Annotated in this window: 12 protein-coding genes; 9 read left to right on the forward strand and 3 right to left on the reverse strand. The window is 68.4% G+C overall.

The features are described from left to right. Positions 1-20: 20 nt before the first annotated feature. Positions 21-182, reverse strand: coding sequence for a hypothetical protein (locus tag ACE3TQ_RS23545; RefSeq protein ID WP_374585586.1), 162 nt, complete (start codon positions 180-182; stop codon positions 21-23). A 242-nt stretch (positions 183-424) separates the two neighbouring features. Between ACE3TQ_RS23545 and ACE3TQ_RS23550 the strand changes: the two genes are divergently transcribed. From ACE3TQ_RS23550 to ACE3TQ_RS23585, 8 genes are read left to right on the forward strand one after another with little or no spacing between them, the layout of a single operon-like run. Beyond that, positions 425-2,170, forward strand: coding sequence for an acyclic terpene utilization AtuA family protein (locus ACE3TQ_RS23550; RefSeq protein WP_374585588.1), 1,746 nt, complete (start codon positions 425-427; stop codon positions 2,168-2,170). Then, the gene (locus ACE3TQ_RS23555) at positions 2,170-3,315 is read left to right on the forward strand and encodes an acyl-CoA dehydrogenase family protein (protein WP_374585590.1); all 1,146 of its coding nucleotides are present in this window, start codon (positions 2,170-2,172) and stop codon (positions 3,313-3,315) included. The genes ACE3TQ_RS23550 and ACE3TQ_RS23555 overlap by 1 nt, the downstream gene beginning before the upstream one ends. A gap of 11 nt (positions 3,316-3,326) precedes the next feature. After that, the gene (locus ACE3TQ_RS23560) at positions 3,327-4,199 is read left to right on the forward strand and encodes an SDR family oxidoreductase (protein ID WP_374585592.1); all 873 of its coding nucleotides are present in this window, start codon (positions 3,327-3,329) and stop codon (positions 4,197-4,199) included. Beyond that, complete coding sequence (locus ACE3TQ_RS23565; RefSeq protein WP_374585594.1) at positions 4,199-5,842, forward strand: acyl-CoA carboxylase subunit beta; 1,644 nt, start codon at positions 4,199-4,201, stop codon at positions 5,840-5,842. Before ACE3TQ_RS23560 ends, ACE3TQ_RS23565 begins: the two co-directional genes overlap by 1 nt. An 18-nt stretch (positions 5,843-5,860) precedes the next feature. Continuing rightward, entirely contained in the window at positions 5,861-7,018 is a 1,158-nt protein-coding gene (locus ACE3TQ_RS23570; protein ID WP_374585596.1) for an acyl-CoA dehydrogenase family protein, read from the forward strand. Continuing rightward, on the forward strand, positions 7,015-9,024 hold the full coding sequence (locus ACE3TQ_RS23575; RefSeq protein WP_374585598.1) for a biotin carboxylase N-terminal domain-containing protein: 2,010 nt from the start codon (positions 7,015-7,017) through the stop codon (positions 9,022-9,024). The genes ACE3TQ_RS23570 and ACE3TQ_RS23575 overlap by 4 nt, the downstream gene beginning before the upstream one ends. Positions 9,025-9,034: 10 nt before the next feature. Beyond that, positions 9,035-9,865, forward strand: a complete 831-nt coding sequence (locus ACE3TQ_RS23580; RefSeq protein WP_374585600.1) for an SDR family oxidoreductase — start codon at positions 9,035-9,037, stop codon at positions 9,863-9,865. Beyond that, positions 9,858-11,414, forward strand: a complete 1,557-nt coding sequence (locus ACE3TQ_RS23585) for a class I adenylate-forming enzyme family protein (RefSeq protein ID WP_374585602.1) — start codon at positions 9,858-9,860, stop codon at positions 11,412-11,414. Before ACE3TQ_RS23580 ends, ACE3TQ_RS23585 begins: the two co-directional genes overlap by 8 nt. Here the strand turns inward: ACE3TQ_RS23585 and ACE3TQ_RS23590 are convergent. Next, complete coding sequence (locus ACE3TQ_RS23590; RefSeq protein WP_374585604.1) at positions 11,411-11,665, reverse strand: hypothetical protein; 255 nt, start codon at positions 11,663-11,665, stop codon at positions 11,411-11,413. The genes ACE3TQ_RS23585 and ACE3TQ_RS23590 overlap by 4 nt on opposite strands. 360 nt (positions 11,666-12,025) lie before the next feature. Beyond that, positions 12,026-12,649, reverse strand: coding sequence for a TetR/AcrR family transcriptional regulator (locus tag ACE3TQ_RS23595; protein ID WP_374585606.1), 624 nt, complete (start codon positions 12,647-12,649; stop codon positions 12,026-12,028). Positions 12,650-12,704: 55 nt separating this feature from the next. On the opposite strand from ACE3TQ_RS23595, the gene ACE3TQ_RS23600 reads away from it, so the two are divergent. After that, the gene (locus tag ACE3TQ_RS23600; RefSeq protein ID WP_374585608.1) at positions 12,705-15,500 is read left to right on the forward strand and encodes a valine--tRNA ligase; all 2,796 of its coding nucleotides are present in this window, start codon (positions 12,705-12,707) and stop codon (positions 15,498-15,500) included. Positions 15,501-15,558 lie beyond the last annotated feature (58 nt).

A 15,558-nucleotide genomic window follows, 5' to 3' on the forward strand; every position in this document is an offset into this window, starting at 1 on the left:
AGCGCAGCGCGGCCGCGCGCTTACGCGTAGTCGCAGTAATCGCCGTACGCGCTGGCGCCCTGGGTAATGTAACCGCCTTGCTGGGTGCACCAGTTCTCCTCGCCGCCCGCCACGAGCGCCAGCTCTTCCGCGCTGATTTCCTCGCCCACGACCTGCGCCAGGATGCGTTCAACCTGTTCCATATCTGTGCCTCTTTCCATTGATGTGAAGGCCGGCCTTGCATAGCGGCGCCGGCGGGCCGGTATCGCCCAGCGCCATCGTTAGCAAGTTGGCAATGTAGCCGCTCTTCCTGCCACACACAATGGCTATCAATTTGCTTCCTAAGTGATAGCGTCGCGCCGCCACAACGGCCCTTGCCTGCGCCACCGGGACGCTGTTACCCTTAATTATTCAATCAATTGATTTAATTTACCGGGAGAGCCATTTGCGTGATGGCAGGCAGACAGTCCGCATCGGCGGCGCGGCAGGATTCTGGGGCGACAGCGCACTCGGCGCACGCCAGCTGCTGGAGGGCGGCGACCTCGACTACCTGGTCTTCGATTACCTGGCCGAGCTGACCATGTCGCTGCTGGCCGGCGCCCGCCGCAAGCAGCCCGAGCTCGGCTACGCCACCGATTTCATCGACGTCATGCGCGACGTGCTGGGCGACGCGCTGGCGCGCGGCGTGCGCGTGGTGGCCAATGCCGGCGGCATCAACCCGCACGGCTGCGCTAGCGCCCTGCGCGCGCTGGCTGCGGAACAGGGGCTGGCGCCGCGCATCGCCGTGGTCGAGGGCGACGACGTGCTGCCGCAGCTGCCCGCCCTGCGCGCCGACGGCCTGGCCCTGCCCGCCAATGTGCTGAGCGCCAACGCCTACCTGGGCGCCCTGCCCATCCGCGCCGCGCTGGATGGCGGCGCCGACGTGGTGATCACCGGCCGCTGCGTCGACAGCGCCGTGACCCTGGGCCCGCTGCTGCATGAATTCGGCTGGGCCGCCGACGACTACGACCGCCTGGCCGGCGCCAGCCTGGCCGGCCACCTGATCGAATGCGGCTGCCAGGGCAGCGGCGGCCTGTTCACCGATTGGGAATCAGTGCCCGACTGGGCCAACAGCGGCTATCCGGTCGTCGAGTGCCGCGCCGACGGCAGCTTCGAACTGGGCAAGCCCGATGGCACGGGCGGCCTGGTCAGCCCGGCCAGCGCCGCCGAACAGCTGCTGTACGAAATCGGCGACCCAGCGCGCTATGTGCTGCCCGACGTGGTGTGCGATTTCCGCGCGGTGACGATCAGCGCCAGCGGACCGCAGCGCGTGCTGGTGCAAGGCGCGCGCGGCAGCGCCCCGACGCCGACTTACAAGGTCAGCGCCACCTACGCCGACGGCTTCCGCTGCGCCGCCCAGCTCACCATTGTCGGCCACGACGCCGGACGCAAAGCGCGCCGCACCGCCGCCGCCATCCTCGAACGCACACGCGCCATGTTTGCGCGCGCCGGGCTGGCCGACTACAGCGCCACCCACACCGACGTGCTGGGCGAGCAGGACGGCTTCGGGCGCGCCGTGCTGTGGCTGGCGGTGGCTCATCCGCAGCGCGCCGCGCTCGAACTGTTCGCGCGCGAGATCGCCCCGGCCGCCACCTCCTGGGCGCCCGGCACCACCGGCTTCGGCGGCCGCCCGGCGGTCACCCCGGCCATCAAGCAGCACGCCTTCCTGCTCGGGAAAGAGCGCGTGCAGCCGCGCGTGCACCTGCCCGATGGCAGCACCGTGCAGCCCGCCATACCGGCCGGACAGGCGGCCCTGTACCAAGCACAGGACCAGGCGCCAGGCGAGGCAGCGCCCCAGCCGGCCGGCGGCGGGCGGCGCGTGGCGCTGCTTGAGCTGGCGTGGGCGCGCAGCGGCGATAAGGGCGATGTGTCGAACATCGGCGTGATCGCGCGCGATCCGGCCGACCTGCCGCTGCTGCGCGCGCAACTGACGGCGGAGGCAGTGGCGGCGCATCTGGCCGGGTATGTGCAGGGCACGGTGACGCGCTATGAAGTGCCTGGCATCCATGCCTTCAATTTTGTCTGCGAGCAGGCGCTGGGCGGCGGCGGCATGGCGTCGCTGCGCCATGACCCGCTCGGCAAGGGCATGGCGCAGCTGCTGCTGGCCATGCCGGTGGCGGTGCCCGATGATTTCACCAGCAGGAGGACCTGATGTTTGACAGTACCGAGGCGCTGCGCGCCACCGTGCGCCGCTTCGTCGACAAGGAGTTGCGGCCGCACGTCAATGAGTGGGAGGAGGCGGGGACATTCCCGCGCGCGCTGTACCGCCAGGCCGGAGAGCTGGGCCTGCTGGCGCTCGGCTTTCCCGAGCAGGACGGCGGCCTGCCGGCCAGCTACGCGCAGCTGCAGGCGCTGAACGAGGAGCTGTGCCGCACCGGCTGCGGCGGGCTGCTGGCTTCCCTGTTCAGCCACCGCATCGGCGCGCCGCCGATCGTGCATGGCGCCTCGGCGGAACTGCGGGCGCACGTGCTGCCGGCCATCTATGCCGGCACGGCCGTCAGCGCGCTGGCGGTGACGGAACCGGGCGGCGGCTCCGATGTGGCCAACCTCGCCACCAGCGCCGTGCGCGACGGCGACCACTACATCGTCAATGGCAGCAAGACGTTCATCACGTCCGGCATGCGCGCCGACTGGATCACGCTGGCGGTGCGCACCGGCGGGCCGGGCGCGGGCGGGGTGTCGGCGCTGCTGGTGCCGGGCGACGCGCCGGGCCTGACGCGCACGCCGCTGCGCAAGATGGGCTGGTGGTGCTCGGATACGGCGCAGCTGCATTTCGACCAGTGCCGCGTGCCCGCCGCCAACCTGCTGGGCGCGGAGAACGCGGGCTTCGCGCTCCTGATGCGCAACTTCAACGACGAGCGCCTGATGCTGGCCATGCACGCCTGCTACCTGGCGCAGGCCGCGCTGGACGAGGCGTCCGAATGGGCCATGCAGCGCAAGACCTTTGGCCAGCCGCTGGTGCGGCACCAGGCGGTGCGCCATAAGCTGGTCGACATGGCGACGCGCATCGCGGCCACGCGCGCCTACATCGACAGCGTGGTGGCGCGCCTGGACGGCGGCGGCGCGGCGGCGGCCGCCGATGCCGGGCTGGTGGCGCAGGTGTGCATGCTGAAGAACTTCGCGGCGCAGACCATGCAGGCCTGCGCCGACCACGCGGTGCAGATCCTCGGCGGCATGGGCTTCATGCGCGGCACGGTGGCGGAGCGCGTCTACCGCGACGTCAAGGTCTACATGATCGGCGGCGGCGCCGAAGAAATCCTCAACGACCTGGCCGCGCGCCAGCTCGGCTGGCATTGAAAGGACACCTGATGTACCAATCGATTTTCAAACCGGGCCTGTTCGCGGGCCGCACCATCCTGGTGACCGGCGGCGGCAGCGGCATCGGGCGCTGCACGGCGCACGAGCTGGCGGCGCTGGGCGCGCGCGTGCTGCTGGTGGGGCGCGACGCTGCCAAGCTGGCGGCGGTGCAGGCGGAGATCGCGGCGGCGGGCGGTGCGGCGCACAGCTACGCCTGCAATATCCGCAGCGAGGAGGCGGTGCGCGCCATGGTGGCGCAGGCGGTGGCGGCGCACGGGCCGCTGCACGGCCTGGTCAACAATGCGGGCGGCCAGTTCCCGGCGCCGCTGCGCGAGATTTCGCAGAAGGGCTGGGAGGCGGTGCTGCAGACCAACCTGACCGGCGGCTTCCTGGTGGCGCGCGAGTGCCTGGAGCAGAGCATGGCGGCGCACGGCGGCGCCATCGTCAATATCGTGGCCGATATGTTCGGCAGCATGCCGAATATGGGCCATTCGGGCGCGGCGCGCGCCGGCATGGTAAGCCTGACAGAGACGGCGGCCTTCGAGTGGGCGCAGTACGGGGTGCGGGTGAATGCGGTGGCGCCGGGCTATATCGCCTCCTCCGGCATGGACCAGTATCCGCCGGCCATGCGCGACACCATCCGCGCCTTCCCGCGCACGGTGCCGCTGCACCGTTTCGGCACCGAGTCGGAAGTGGCGGCGGCGATCTGCTTCCTGCTGTCCGAGGCGGCGGCCTTCATCACCGGCGCCACCTTGCGCGTCGATGGCGGGCGGCCCAACGTGCGGCCCGGCATGCCGATGCCAAGGCCGCAGGCGGCGGGCGCCACGGCGGCTTTCAACGGCTTCCACCTGGCGGCCACGCCGCGCGTGCTGGAGGGCGGGTAATGCCGGCGCTGGAGAACCGCGTCGCGGCGCAGGGCGAGGCCTTTGCCGCCAACCGCGCCGCACTGGAAGCGCAGCTGGCGCGCCTGAGGGCGCTGGAGGCGCGCACGCGCGACAAGTCGGCGGCGGCGGCGCCGCTGTTCGCCAAGCGCGGCCAGCTGCTACCGCGCGAGCGCCTGGGCGCCCTGCTCGACCCGGGCGCGCCGTTCCTGGAACTGGCGACCTTGGCCGGCTACTGCCTGGACCATCCCGATCCGGAGCGCTCGGTGCCGGGTGCCGGCCTGCTGGGCGGCATCGGCTTCGTCAGCGGCGCGCGTTGCATGGTGGTGGTGGACGATTCGGGCATCGATGCGGGCGCGGTGCAGCCGATGGGCATCGAGAAGTTCCAGCGCCTGCAGCAGGTGGCGCTGGCGCAGAAGCTGCCCTTCATCCACCTGGTGGAATGCGCCGGCGCCAACCTGCTGGACTACAAGGTGGAGACCTTCATCCACGGCGGCAGCGGCTTCTACTGGCTGGCGCGCCTGTCGGCGGCGGGACTGCCGGTGATCAGCGTGGTGCACGGTTCCAGCACGGCGGGCGGCGCCTATATGCCGGGCCTGTCCGATTACGTGGTGATGGTGCGCGAGCGCGCCAAGGCCTTCCTGGCCGGGCCGCCGCTGCTGAAGGCGGCCACCGGCGAAATCGCCAGCGAGGAGGAGCTGGGCGGGGCGGAAATGCACGCTGCCGTGTCGGGCCTGGCCGAATACCTGGCCGAGGACGACGCCGACGCGCTGCGCATCACGCGCGAACTGGTGGCGGGCCTGGGGTGGAACGCCAGGCCCGACGCGCCCCACAGCGGCAGCGGCAGCGGCAGCGGCGCGCGCTACTTGCCCCCGCGTTACGCGGCCGACGAACTGCTCGGCATCGCGCCGGTCGACCAGCGCAAGCCGCTCGACATGCGCGAGGTGGTCGCGCGCCTCGTGGACGACTCGGCCTTCCTCGAATTCAAGCCCGGCTACGGCAGCGCCACCGTGACCGGCCACGCCGCCGTCTGCGGCATGCCGGTCGGCATCCTGAGCAACAACGGCCCGCTGGACCCGGCCGGCGCCACCAAGGCGGCCCACTTCATCCAGCTGTGCTGCCAGTCCGGCACGCCGCTGCTGTTCCTGCAGAACACCACCGGCTTCATGGTCGGCAAGGCCTACGAGCAGGCCGGCATGATCAAGCATGGCTCGAAGATGATCCAGGCCCTGGCCAACGCCAATGTACCGCGCATCACCGTGCATTGCGGCGCCTCCTTCGGCGCCGGCAACTACGGCATGTCGGGGCGCGGCTTCATGCCCGACTTCTGCTTCAGCTGGCCCAATGCGCGCACCGCCGTGATGGGCGCCGAGCAGGCCGCCGGCACCATGGCCATCGTGATGGAGGGCAGCATGCGGCGCAAGGGCCAGGAGGTGGACCACGCCGCGATTGCCGCCATGCGCGCGCGCGTGGTGGAAACCTTCGAGCGCCAGACCGACGCTTTCTATACTTCCGGACGCCTGCTGGACGACGGCGTCATCGATCCGCGCGACACGCGCGCCGTGCTGGCCTGCGTGCTGGCCGTCTGCGACGAAGCGCGCCGCCGCACGCTGCACCCGGTGCAGTTCGGCGTGGCGCGCCCATGACAATCCCTGGAGACCCCGATGGAATACAGCCACGAACACCTGGAACTGCAGCGCAACCTGAAGCGCTTCATCGACAGCGACATCAATCCTTTTGTGGACGAATGGGAGGCGGCCGAAATCTTCCCGGCCAAGGAAGTGTTCCGCAAGCTGGGCGCGCTGGGCATGCTGGGCGTGTCCAAGCCGGTGGCGTACGGCGGCCTGGGGCTGGACTACTCCTACTCGATGGCGATGGCCGAGGCGCTGGGCCACATCCGCTGCGGCGGGGTGCCGATGGCGATCGGAGTGCAGACCGATATGGCGACGCCGGCGCTGACGCGCTTCGGCTCGGACGAGTTGCGGCGCGAGTTCCTGGCGCCGGCCATCAGCGGCGAGGCGGTGGCCTGCGTCGGCGTGTCGGAGCCGGGCGCCGGCTCGGACGTGGCGGCGGTGCGCACCACGGCGCGCAAGGATGGCGGCGACTACGTGATCAACGGCAGCAAGATGTGGATCACCAACAGCCTGCAGGCGGACTGGATGTGCCTGCTGGCCAACACCGGCGACGGTCCGGCGCACCGCAACAAGTCGCTGATCATCGTGCCGATGGATACGCCGGGCGTCAGCGTCGGCAAGAAGATCCGCAAGATCGGCATGAATTCCTCCGACACGGGCCTGATCCACTTCGACGAGGTGCGCGTGCCGCAGCGCTTTTTGATCGGCGAGGAGGACAAGGGTTTCACCTACCAGATGCTGCAGTTCCAGGAAGAGCGCCTGTGGTGCGCGGCCAATATCGTGCAGCAGATGCAGAACTGCATCGAGGCCACCATCGCCTATGCGCGCGAACGCAAGATCTTCAACGGCAGCGTGCTGGACAACCAGTGGGTGCATTTCAAGCTGGCCGAAATGCAGACCGAGCTTGAATCGCTGCGCGCCCTGACCTACCGCGCCTGCGGCATGTATGTCGGCGGCGCCGACGTGACCGAACTGGCTTCCATGGCCAAGCTGAAGGCCGGCCGCCTGTCGCGCGTGATCACCGACGGCTGCCTGCAGTTCTGGGGCGGCATGGGCTTCACGCTGGAGAACCCGGTGTCGCAGTTCTACCGCGACGCACGCCTGACCTCGATTGGCGGCGGCGCGGATGAAGTCATGCTGGGCATTATCTGCAAGTACATGGACATCCTGCCGGGGCGCAAGGCGTGAGCGGTTTCGACACCATCCTGGTCGCCAACCGCGGCGAAATCGCGCTGCGCGTAATGCGCACGGCGCGCCGCATGGGCTACCGCTGCGTGGCGGTGTACTCCGACGCCGACCGCGACGCCCCGCACGCGCGCGTCAATGGCGTCGCCGCCGGCGGCGCCGATGCCGCGCTGCGCATCGGCGGCCCGGCGCCGGCCGATTCCTATCTCAACATCCCGGCCCTGCTGGCCGCCGCGCGCGCGGCCGGCGCCGGCGCCGTGCATCCCGGCTACGGCTTCCTGGCCGAGCGGGCCGACTTCGCGCAAGCCTGCACCGACGCCCGGCTGGCCTTCATCGGCCCGCCGGCCGCCGCCATCGTGGCCATGGGCAACAAGGCTGGCGCCAAGCGCATGATGCTGGAGGCCGGCGTGCCCTGCATCCCGGGCTACCAGGGCGAGGACCAGTCCGACGCGCGCATGGCCGAGGAGGCGGCGCGCATCGGCTACCCGGTCATGATCAAGGCTGCCGCAGGCGGCGGCGGGCGCGGCATGCGGCGCGTGGACGAGGCGGGCGCCTTCGCGGCGGCGCTGGCAGCGGCGCGTTCGGAGGCGCAGCATGCGTTTGGCAGCGCCGAGGTGATCCTCGAACGCGCGCTGCTCGAGCCGCGCCATATCGAGATCCAGGTCTTCGCAGACCTGCACGGCAACGTGGTGCACATGGGCGAGCGCGATTGCTCGGTGCAGCGCCGCCATCAGAAGCTGATCGAAGAAGCGCCCTCGCCCGCCGTCGGCCCCGAGCTGCGCGCGCGCATGGGCGAGGTGGCGCTGGCGGCGGCGCGCGCCATCGGCTACGTCGGCGCCGGCACGCTGGAATTCCTGCTCGACCGCGACGGCCAGTTCTACTTCATGGAGATGAACACTCGCCTGCAAGTCGAGCACGCGGTGACGGAAGCCATCACCGGTATCGACCTGGTCGAGTGGCAGTTGCTGGTGGCGGCCGGCGCGCCGCTGCCGCTGGCGCAGGCCGAACTCGACGCGCGCCGCGCGGCCGGCGGCCATGCCATCGAAGTGCGCCTGTGCGCCGAGGACCCGCAGCAGGACTTCCTGCCGCAAAGCGGCACGGTGTGGCGCTGGCAGGCGCCGCCCGGCGTGCGCTGCGACCACGCCCTGGCCGATGGCGCGCAGGTGCCGCCCTACTACGACTCCATGCTGGCCAAGCTGGTGGCGCACGGGCGAGACCGCGCCGACGCCCTGCGCCAGCTGCGCCGCGCGCTGGACCAATGCCTGCTGCTTGGCCTGCCGAGCAACCGCGCCTTCCTGGCGCAGTGCCTGGCGCACCCGGTGTTCGCCGCAGGCGGCGCCAGCACCGGCTTCATCGCCGGGCACCTGCCGGCCGGGCTGCGCGGCGGCGCCGACGCCACGGCGCGTACCCTGGCCGCCGCCAGCGCGCTGCTGGCATGGCACCGTTCGCAGCGCCACCCTCGCCGCTACCCGGCCGAGCTGCACGGCTGGAGCTCCAGCCACGCCCATGCCCAGCCTTTACGCTTCACACTGAATGGCGCGGCGCACCACGCCCACGCCAGCGCCGATGGGCCCAACGCCTGGCATATCGCCGCCCCGGGCGCGGCGGCATCGCAACGCATCGAAGTGGCCGACAGCGGCGCGGGCAGCCTGCAACTGTCCATCGACGGCGCGCCCGCAACACTGTCCTTCGCCGTCCATGGCGCCCGTCTGTTCTTCCTGCTGGACGGCGTCGAGCATATGCTGGACGACCTGGGCGACGCGCCGCCACGCGTGGCGAACAACGGCGCCGCCGACGGCCGCATCGCAGCGCCGATGAACGGCCGGGTGGTCGCGCTGCACGTGCGGGACGGCGACCAGGTCAGCATCGGCCAGCCCTTGCTGGCGTTGGAGGCGATGAAGATGGAGCACAATATGCTGGCCACGCGCGACGGCAAAGTAAGCTCGCTCAACGCCGCCCTCGGCGCGCAAGTCGCGACCGGACAGCTGCTGCTGGAAATTACCCCTTGACGGAGACGCCATGACTACGCTGCAAGGCAAGACCCTGTTCATCACCGGCGCCAGCCGGGGCATCGGCAAGGCGATCGCCTTGCGCGCGGCGCGCGATGGCGCCAACGTGATCATCGCCGCCAAGACCACCGAGCCCGACCCGCGCCTGCCGGGGACGATTTACTCCGCCGCCGAGGAGATCCGCGCCGCCGGCGGCAAGGCGCTGCCGCTGCAAGTCGATATCCGGGAGGAAGAGCAGGTCATCGCCGCCATCGAGCGCGGCGCCGCGGAGTTTGGCGGCATCGACATCCTGGTCAACAACGCCAGCGCCATCAGCCTGACGAGTGTGCAAAGCACATCGATGAAGCGCTACGACCTGATGATGGACATCAACGTGCGCGGCACCTTCGTCTGCGCCAAGCACTGCCTGCCCCATCTCCAGCAGGCCAGCAACCCGCATATCCTGACGCTGTCGCCGCCGATCGACATGAACCCGAAATGGTTCGCCCGCCATGCCGCCTACACCACATCGAAGTACGCGATGAGCATGATCGTGCATGGCCTGGCGGCCCAGCTGGCGGAAGACGGAATCGGCGTGAACGCCTTGTGGCCGCGCACGATCATCGCAACGGCGGCACTCAACGTCGCCCTGCCCGGCGGCGGCCAGTTCGGCCGTACGCCGGAGATCATGGCCGATGCCGCCCACCTGATACTGACCCGGGACAGCCACACAACCAACGGCAATTTCTTCATCGACGAGGAAGTTCTGCGCGGCAGCGGCGTCACCGACTTTTCCCGGTACCAGGTAACGCCTGGCGTCGAGCCGATGATCGACCTGTTTGTGGAGGCTGGCCATGAATGAGCATATGCAGGACACCCTTGGCCACCTGGTTGCGCGCAGCGCGCGCCGCAACGGCGCAGCGCCGGCGCTGCTGGAGAACGGCCGCAGCATGTCTTACGCCCAGCTGGACGAGGACAGCAACCGTTTCGCGCACTACCTGCTCGCCAGCGGCCTGCAGCCCGGCGACAAGGTGGCCATGCTCAGCCCGAACTCCATGGATTTCATGGTGGCGGCGTTCGGCATCCTGAAGGCCGGCATGGTGTGGGTGCCGGTGAATGCCCTGCTCTCGCCGACCGAGGTGGCGTACATCGTGCAGCACGCGGAAGCGCGCCTGCTGGTGGTGGACGCGCAGCTTGCGGCGCATCCCGCCTGGAGCGCCGCGCTGCCTGCGCTTGGCGTGCCGCTGCTCCACTGCGCCACGGACGGCCTAGCGCCCGGCGCAACTGGCGCGACCCGCAGCCTGTCGCAGGCGCTCGCCGGCCAGCCGGCGACGCCGCCCGCGCAGGAGATCGAAGAGAACGCCCTGGCCCTGATCATGTACACCAGTGGCACCACCGGCAACCCGAAAGGCGCCATGCACTCGCACCGCTCGGTGCTGGCTGCCGTGATGTCGAATGCCGTTACCGTCTCCATCGTGCCGCAGGATGTGCTGTCCGCGATCCTGCCGCTGTTCCACTGCGCGCAATTCAGCATGGCCGCTGCGGGGCTGGCCTGCGGCGCTGCCATCTCGCTCTCGCGCGGTTTCGACCCGGCCGCCGTGCTGGCAACACTGGCCCGCGACCGTGTCACGCTGATGGCGGCCCTGCCTGCCATGTACGGCGCCCTGCTGCAGCATCCGGCACGCGCGCAGCACGACCTGTCCGCGCTGCGCCTGGCTATCTACGCCATGGCGCCGATGGCGCTGGAACTGCTGCGGCGCCTGATGCAGGACTTCTGCCCGCGCTTCGCCCTCGGCAGCGGCCAGACCGAGATGTTCCCGATGACGGTCTACTTCCCGCCCGAACAGCAGCACCGCATCGGCAATTGCTGGGGCCAGGCGACACCGGTCAACGACACGGCGATCATGGATGCCGACGGCCGCCTGCTCGGCAAAGGTATGGTCGGCGAGATCGTGCACCGCGGCCCGAATGCCATGCTGGGCTACTTCAAGGATCCGGAGGCCACGGCCGCCGTGCGCCGCTTCGGCTGGCACCATACCGGCGACCTTGGCATGTGGGATGACGACGGCTACCTGCACTTCAAGGGCCGCCTGAAGGACATGATCAAAACCGGCGGCGAGAACGTGCCCGCCATCCGCGTCGAGGAAGCGCTGCTCGGCCACCCGGCAGTCGCCATGGCAGCAGTGGTCGGGCTGCCGCACAGCGAATGGATCGAAGCCGTCACCGCCTTCGTCTGCCTGAAGCCAGGCCAGGCCGCCGACGCCGACAGCCTGCGCGAACATTGCCGCGCCACGCTGGCCGGGTTTGAAATCCCCAAGCACATCGCTATCGTGGAGACCCTGCCGATGACCTCCACCGGCAAGATCCAGAAGCACGTGCTGCGCGCCAGCCATCAGGGCCTGTACAGCTAGCCCCGCTGCTCCGGTTTGCGCTTCTGCATTTCTGCCGGATAGCGCAAGCCGGTGGCGCGTTTCCAATCTCGCTCACCGGGAATCTGGACGAAGATCGCTTCCCAGGCATTGCGCACGGTCCCCAGGCTTGCCGTCGCAAACTGGTTGGGCGACATGCTTTGCCCTTCGTAGATCAGTTCGTCGCCAACAACAGTTGCGTAGAACGAGCGCTGCAGGCTGGAAATGCGCAGCCGGCTGCCATCGGGCAGCAAACGCCTTTCCAAAAATAGCCCAAGGGGCCGCGCTGGCGCACCAGCCAATCGCGGATAGCAAGGTCGGTCAGATCGGCCAGGTCTTTCCCGGTTGGATGTGCATCGTGATACTCGATCAAGGCGCGCAGGGTGGGCAGTGTGATCGCCACAGACTGTCGGGGGCACATGCTGAAACATTTCAGCGCCGCAATCTGGGGCCCGCATCGCGGCCGAATAAAGTTTCGTTTGTCCGCAGGTGCTGAAATTCCGGGCGATCAAAAAAATCCCAGAGGGAGGAATCGTGCGTGCCGCGAAATTTCAGCACTTTTCAGCACCTTGCAACACCCATTTCAGCACCTCCCGCCGACGGGTGTGCAGCGGCTACCGGAGCAGGAAGCGGAGCGCCGATTCCGCCAGTTCGTCGATGCTGACACCGGCCTCGCGCCGATACCACTGGGCCGACCAGTTCAGCGCGCCGAACAGCCACAGCCGGTCCAGCTGGCCCGGCGCCGGCCACTCGCCGGAAGCCTGCAGCTCGCGCAGCACCGCGTCCCACAGCGCCTCGTAACGGTCCTTGGCCGCCACGATGCGCAACTGCGCCTCGGCATCGAGCGCGCGCCACTCATACAGCATGACGTAGACAAAATCCTGGCCTGGCGACAGCAAGGTCTCCAGGTGGGTGTGCACCAGCCGCCGCAAGGCCTCGCGCGGCGGCAAACGCAGCGCCGCCACTTCCTCGATGCGCGACAAAGCCTGCTGCATGCCCTGCTCGATCACCGCTTGCAGGATGTCCTGCTTGGACTTGAAATGGTAGAACCACGACCCCGCCTGCACCCCGGCGGCGGCAGCGATATCGCGCACCGTGGTGTTGTCAAACCCTTTCTCACGGAACAACTTTGCCGAAACAGCAATCAGCAGTGGTTTCAGGCTGGCGGAATCGCCCTGGGCGGGGCGGCCGCGGCGGCGCGGCGCGGCTGGCGGGGATGGGTCGGCGCGGGTACTCATGTCCCCAGCAATCTACCTTATAATGAAAGTTTTCGCCAAATTTACAGCCCAAATCATGGAATTAGCCAAGTCTTTCGAGCCTGCCGACATTGAACAGTTCTGGCGCAGCGAGTGGGAAAAGCGCGGTTACTACGCAGCCTCCCTCGACCTGTCGAAGCCGTCCTTCAGCATCCAGCTGCCGCCGCCGAACGTCACCGGCACGCTGCACATGGGCCACGCCTTCAACCAGACCATCATGGATGGCCTGACCCGCTACCACCGCATGTTGGGCCACAACACCGCCTGGATCCCGGGCACCGACCACGCCGGCATCGCCACCCAGATCGTGGTGGAGCGCCAGCTGGACGCGCAGAAGGTGTCGCGCCATGACCTGGGCCGCGAAAAATTCGTCGAAAAAGTCTGGGAGTGGAAAGAGAAATCCGGCTCCACCATCACCGGCCAGATGCGCCGCATGGGCACCTCGCCTGACTGGAACCGCGAATACTTCACCATGGACGCCGAGCGCTCCAAGGTGGTGGCCGAAGTGTTCGTGCGCCTGTTCGAACAGGGCCTGATCTACCGCGGCAAGCGCCTGGTCAACTGGGACCCGGTGCTGGGCACCGCCGTGTCCGACCTGGAAGTGGTGTCGGAAGAAGAAGACGGCTCCATGTGGCACATCAAGTACCCGCTGGCCGACGGCAGCGGGCACCTGGTGGTCGCCACCACCCGTCCTGAAACCATGCTGGGCGACGTCGCCGTGGCGGTGGACCCGACCGACGAGCGCTACACCGCTCTGGTGGGCAAGATGCTGAAGCTGCCGCTGGTCGGCCGCGAAATCCCGGTCATCGCCGACGAATACGTCGACAAGGAATTCGGCACCGGCTGCGTGAAGATCACCCCGGCGCACGACTTCAACGACTACGCCGTGGGCCAGCGCCACAAGCTGGACATGCCGTCCATCCTGACCCTGGACGCCAAGATCAACGAAAACGCGCCAGCCGCCTACCAGGGCCTGGACCGCTTCGCCGCGCGCAAGCAGATCGTGGCCGACCTGGAGGCGCAAGGCTTCCTGGTTGAAGTCAAGCCGCACAAGCTGATGGTGCCGCGCGGCGACCGTACCGGTGTCGTGATCGAACCGATGCTGACCGACCAGTGGTTTGTCGCCATGAGCAAGCCGGCGCCGGAAGGCACCTTCAACCCGGGCAAATCGATCACCGAAGTGGCGCTGGAAAAAGTCGCCAGCGGCGAGATCAAGTTCGTCCCTGAAAACTGGAGCACCACCTACAACCAGTGGCTGAACAACATCCAGGACTGGTGTATTTCGCGCCAGCTGTGGTGGGGCCACCAGATCCCGGCCTGGTACGACGAGCAAGGCAATGTGTACGTCGCCCGCAGCGAGGAAGACGCGAAAGCGCAAGCCGCCGCCAAAGGCGTGACCGGCGCCCTGACCCGCGACAACGACGTGCTGGACACCTGGTTCTCGTCCGCCCTGGTACCGTTCTCCACCCTGGGCTGGCCGAACGACACGCCGGACCTGAAAGCCTTCCTGCCAAGCTCCGTGCTGGTGACCGGCTTCGACATCATCTTCTTCTGGGTGGCGCGCATGGTCATCATGACCAGCCACTTCACCAACCAGGTGCCGTTCAAGACCGTCTACGTGCACGGCCTGGTGCGCGACTCGCAAGGCCAGAAGATGTCCAAGTCCAAGGGCAACACCCTGGATCCGATCGACCTGATCGACGGCATCGGCCTGGATGCCCTGGTGGCCAAGCGCACCACCGGCCTGATGAACCCGAAGGACGCAGCCAAGATCGAGAAAGCCACCCGCAAGGAATTCCCGGATGGTATCCCGGCCTACGGCACCGACGCCGTGCGCTTCACCATGGCCTCCTACGCCTCGCTGGGCCGCAACATCAACTTCGACCTGGGCCGCTGCGAAGGCTACCGCAACTTCGGCAACAAGCTGTGGAACGCCACCCGCTTCGTGCTGATGAACACCGAAGGCCACGACTGCAGCGCCAACGACGCCGACCTGTCGGCCGCCGACAAGTGGATCATCTCCGCCCTGAACCGCGCCGAGCAGGAAGTGCATAAAGGCTTCGCCGACTACCGCTTCGACAACATCGCCTCCACCATCTACCAGTTCGTGTGGTACGAGTACTGCGACTGGTACCTGGAGCTGGCGAAGGTGCAGGTACAGCAAGGCACCCCGGGCCAGCAGCAAGCCACCCGCCACACCCTGCTGCGCGTGCTGGAAGTGATCCTGCGCATGGCGCACCCGATCATCCCGTTCGTCACCGAGCAGCTGTGGCAGACCGTCGCCCCGCTGGCCGGCAAGGGCGGCGAAGGCCAGTCCATCATGACCCAGGCCTACCCGCTGCCGAACGAAGCGGCGATCGACGCCGGCGCCGAAGCCTGGATGGAAGAACTGAAAGGCCTGACCGACGCCACCCGCAACCTGCGCGGCGAAATGAAGCTGGCGCCATCGCTGCGCGTGCCGCTGATCGTGGAAGCGGCCGGCGCCGACCAGGCCAGGATGGCCGGCTTCGCGCCGTACATCCAGATGCTGGGCAAGCTGTCGGAAGTGCAGATCGTGGACGTGCTGCCGGAGTCCCCGGCCGCCGTGTCCGTGGTCGGCACCACCAAGCTGATGCTGAAGGTCGAGATTGACGTGAAAGCCGAGCGCGAGCGCCTGTCGAAAGAGATCGCCCGCCTGGAAGGCGAGATCGCCAAGGCCTCCGGCAAGCTGTCGTCGGAAAGCTTCGTCGCGCGCGCCCCGGCCGCCGTGGTCGCGCAAGAGAAGGAACGCGTCGCCACCTTCAGCGCCACCCTGGCCAAGATGCAGGAACAGCTGGCCAAGCTGCCAGCCTAAACCAAAATTCGGGGTCAGGTCTGACAATCGGACAAATGGTGCCCAAGGGCACCATTTG

This window comes from Pseudoduganella sp., from assembly GCF_041914865.1.
In the GTDB taxonomy this organism is placed as follows: Bacteria; Pseudomonadota; Gammaproteobacteria; order Burkholderiales; family Burkholderiaceae_D; genus Rugamonas.

Coding starts and splice junctions, on each gene's coding strand:
- ACE3TQ_RS23545 (WP_374585586.1), bottom strand. CDS start 182: ATGGAACAGGTTGAACGCATCCTGGCGCAGGTCGTGGGCGAGGAAATC.
- ACE3TQ_RS23555 (WP_374585590.1), top strand. CDS start 2,170: ATGTTTGACAGTACCGAGGCGCTGCGCGCCACCGTGCGCCGCTTCGTC.
- ACE3TQ_RS23560 (WP_374585592.1), top strand. CDS start 3,327: ATGTACCAATCGATTTTCAAACCGGGCCTGTTCGCGGGCCGCACCATC.
- ACE3TQ_RS23565 (WP_374585594.1), top strand. CDS start 4,199: ATGCCGGCGCTGGAGAACCGCGTCGCGGCGCAGGGCGAGGCCTTTGCC.
- ACE3TQ_RS23570 (WP_374585596.1), top strand. CDS start 5,861: ATGGAATACAGCCACGAACACCTGGAACTGCAGCGCAACCTGAAGCGC.
- ACE3TQ_RS23580 (WP_374585600.1), top strand. CDS start 9,035: ATGACTACGCTGCAAGGCAAGACCCTGTTCATCACCGGCGCCAGCCGG.
- ACE3TQ_RS23585 (WP_374585602.1), top strand. CDS start 9,858: ATGAATGAGCATATGCAGGACACCCTTGGCCACCTGGTTGCGCGCAGC.
- ACE3TQ_RS23595 (WP_374585606.1), bottom strand. CDS start 12,649: ATGAGTACCCGCGCCGACCCATCCCCGCCAGCCGCGCCGCGCCGCCGC.
- ACE3TQ_RS23600 (WP_374585608.1), top strand. CDS start 12,705: ATGGAATTAGCCAAGTCTTTCGAGCCTGCCGACATTGAACAGTTCTGG.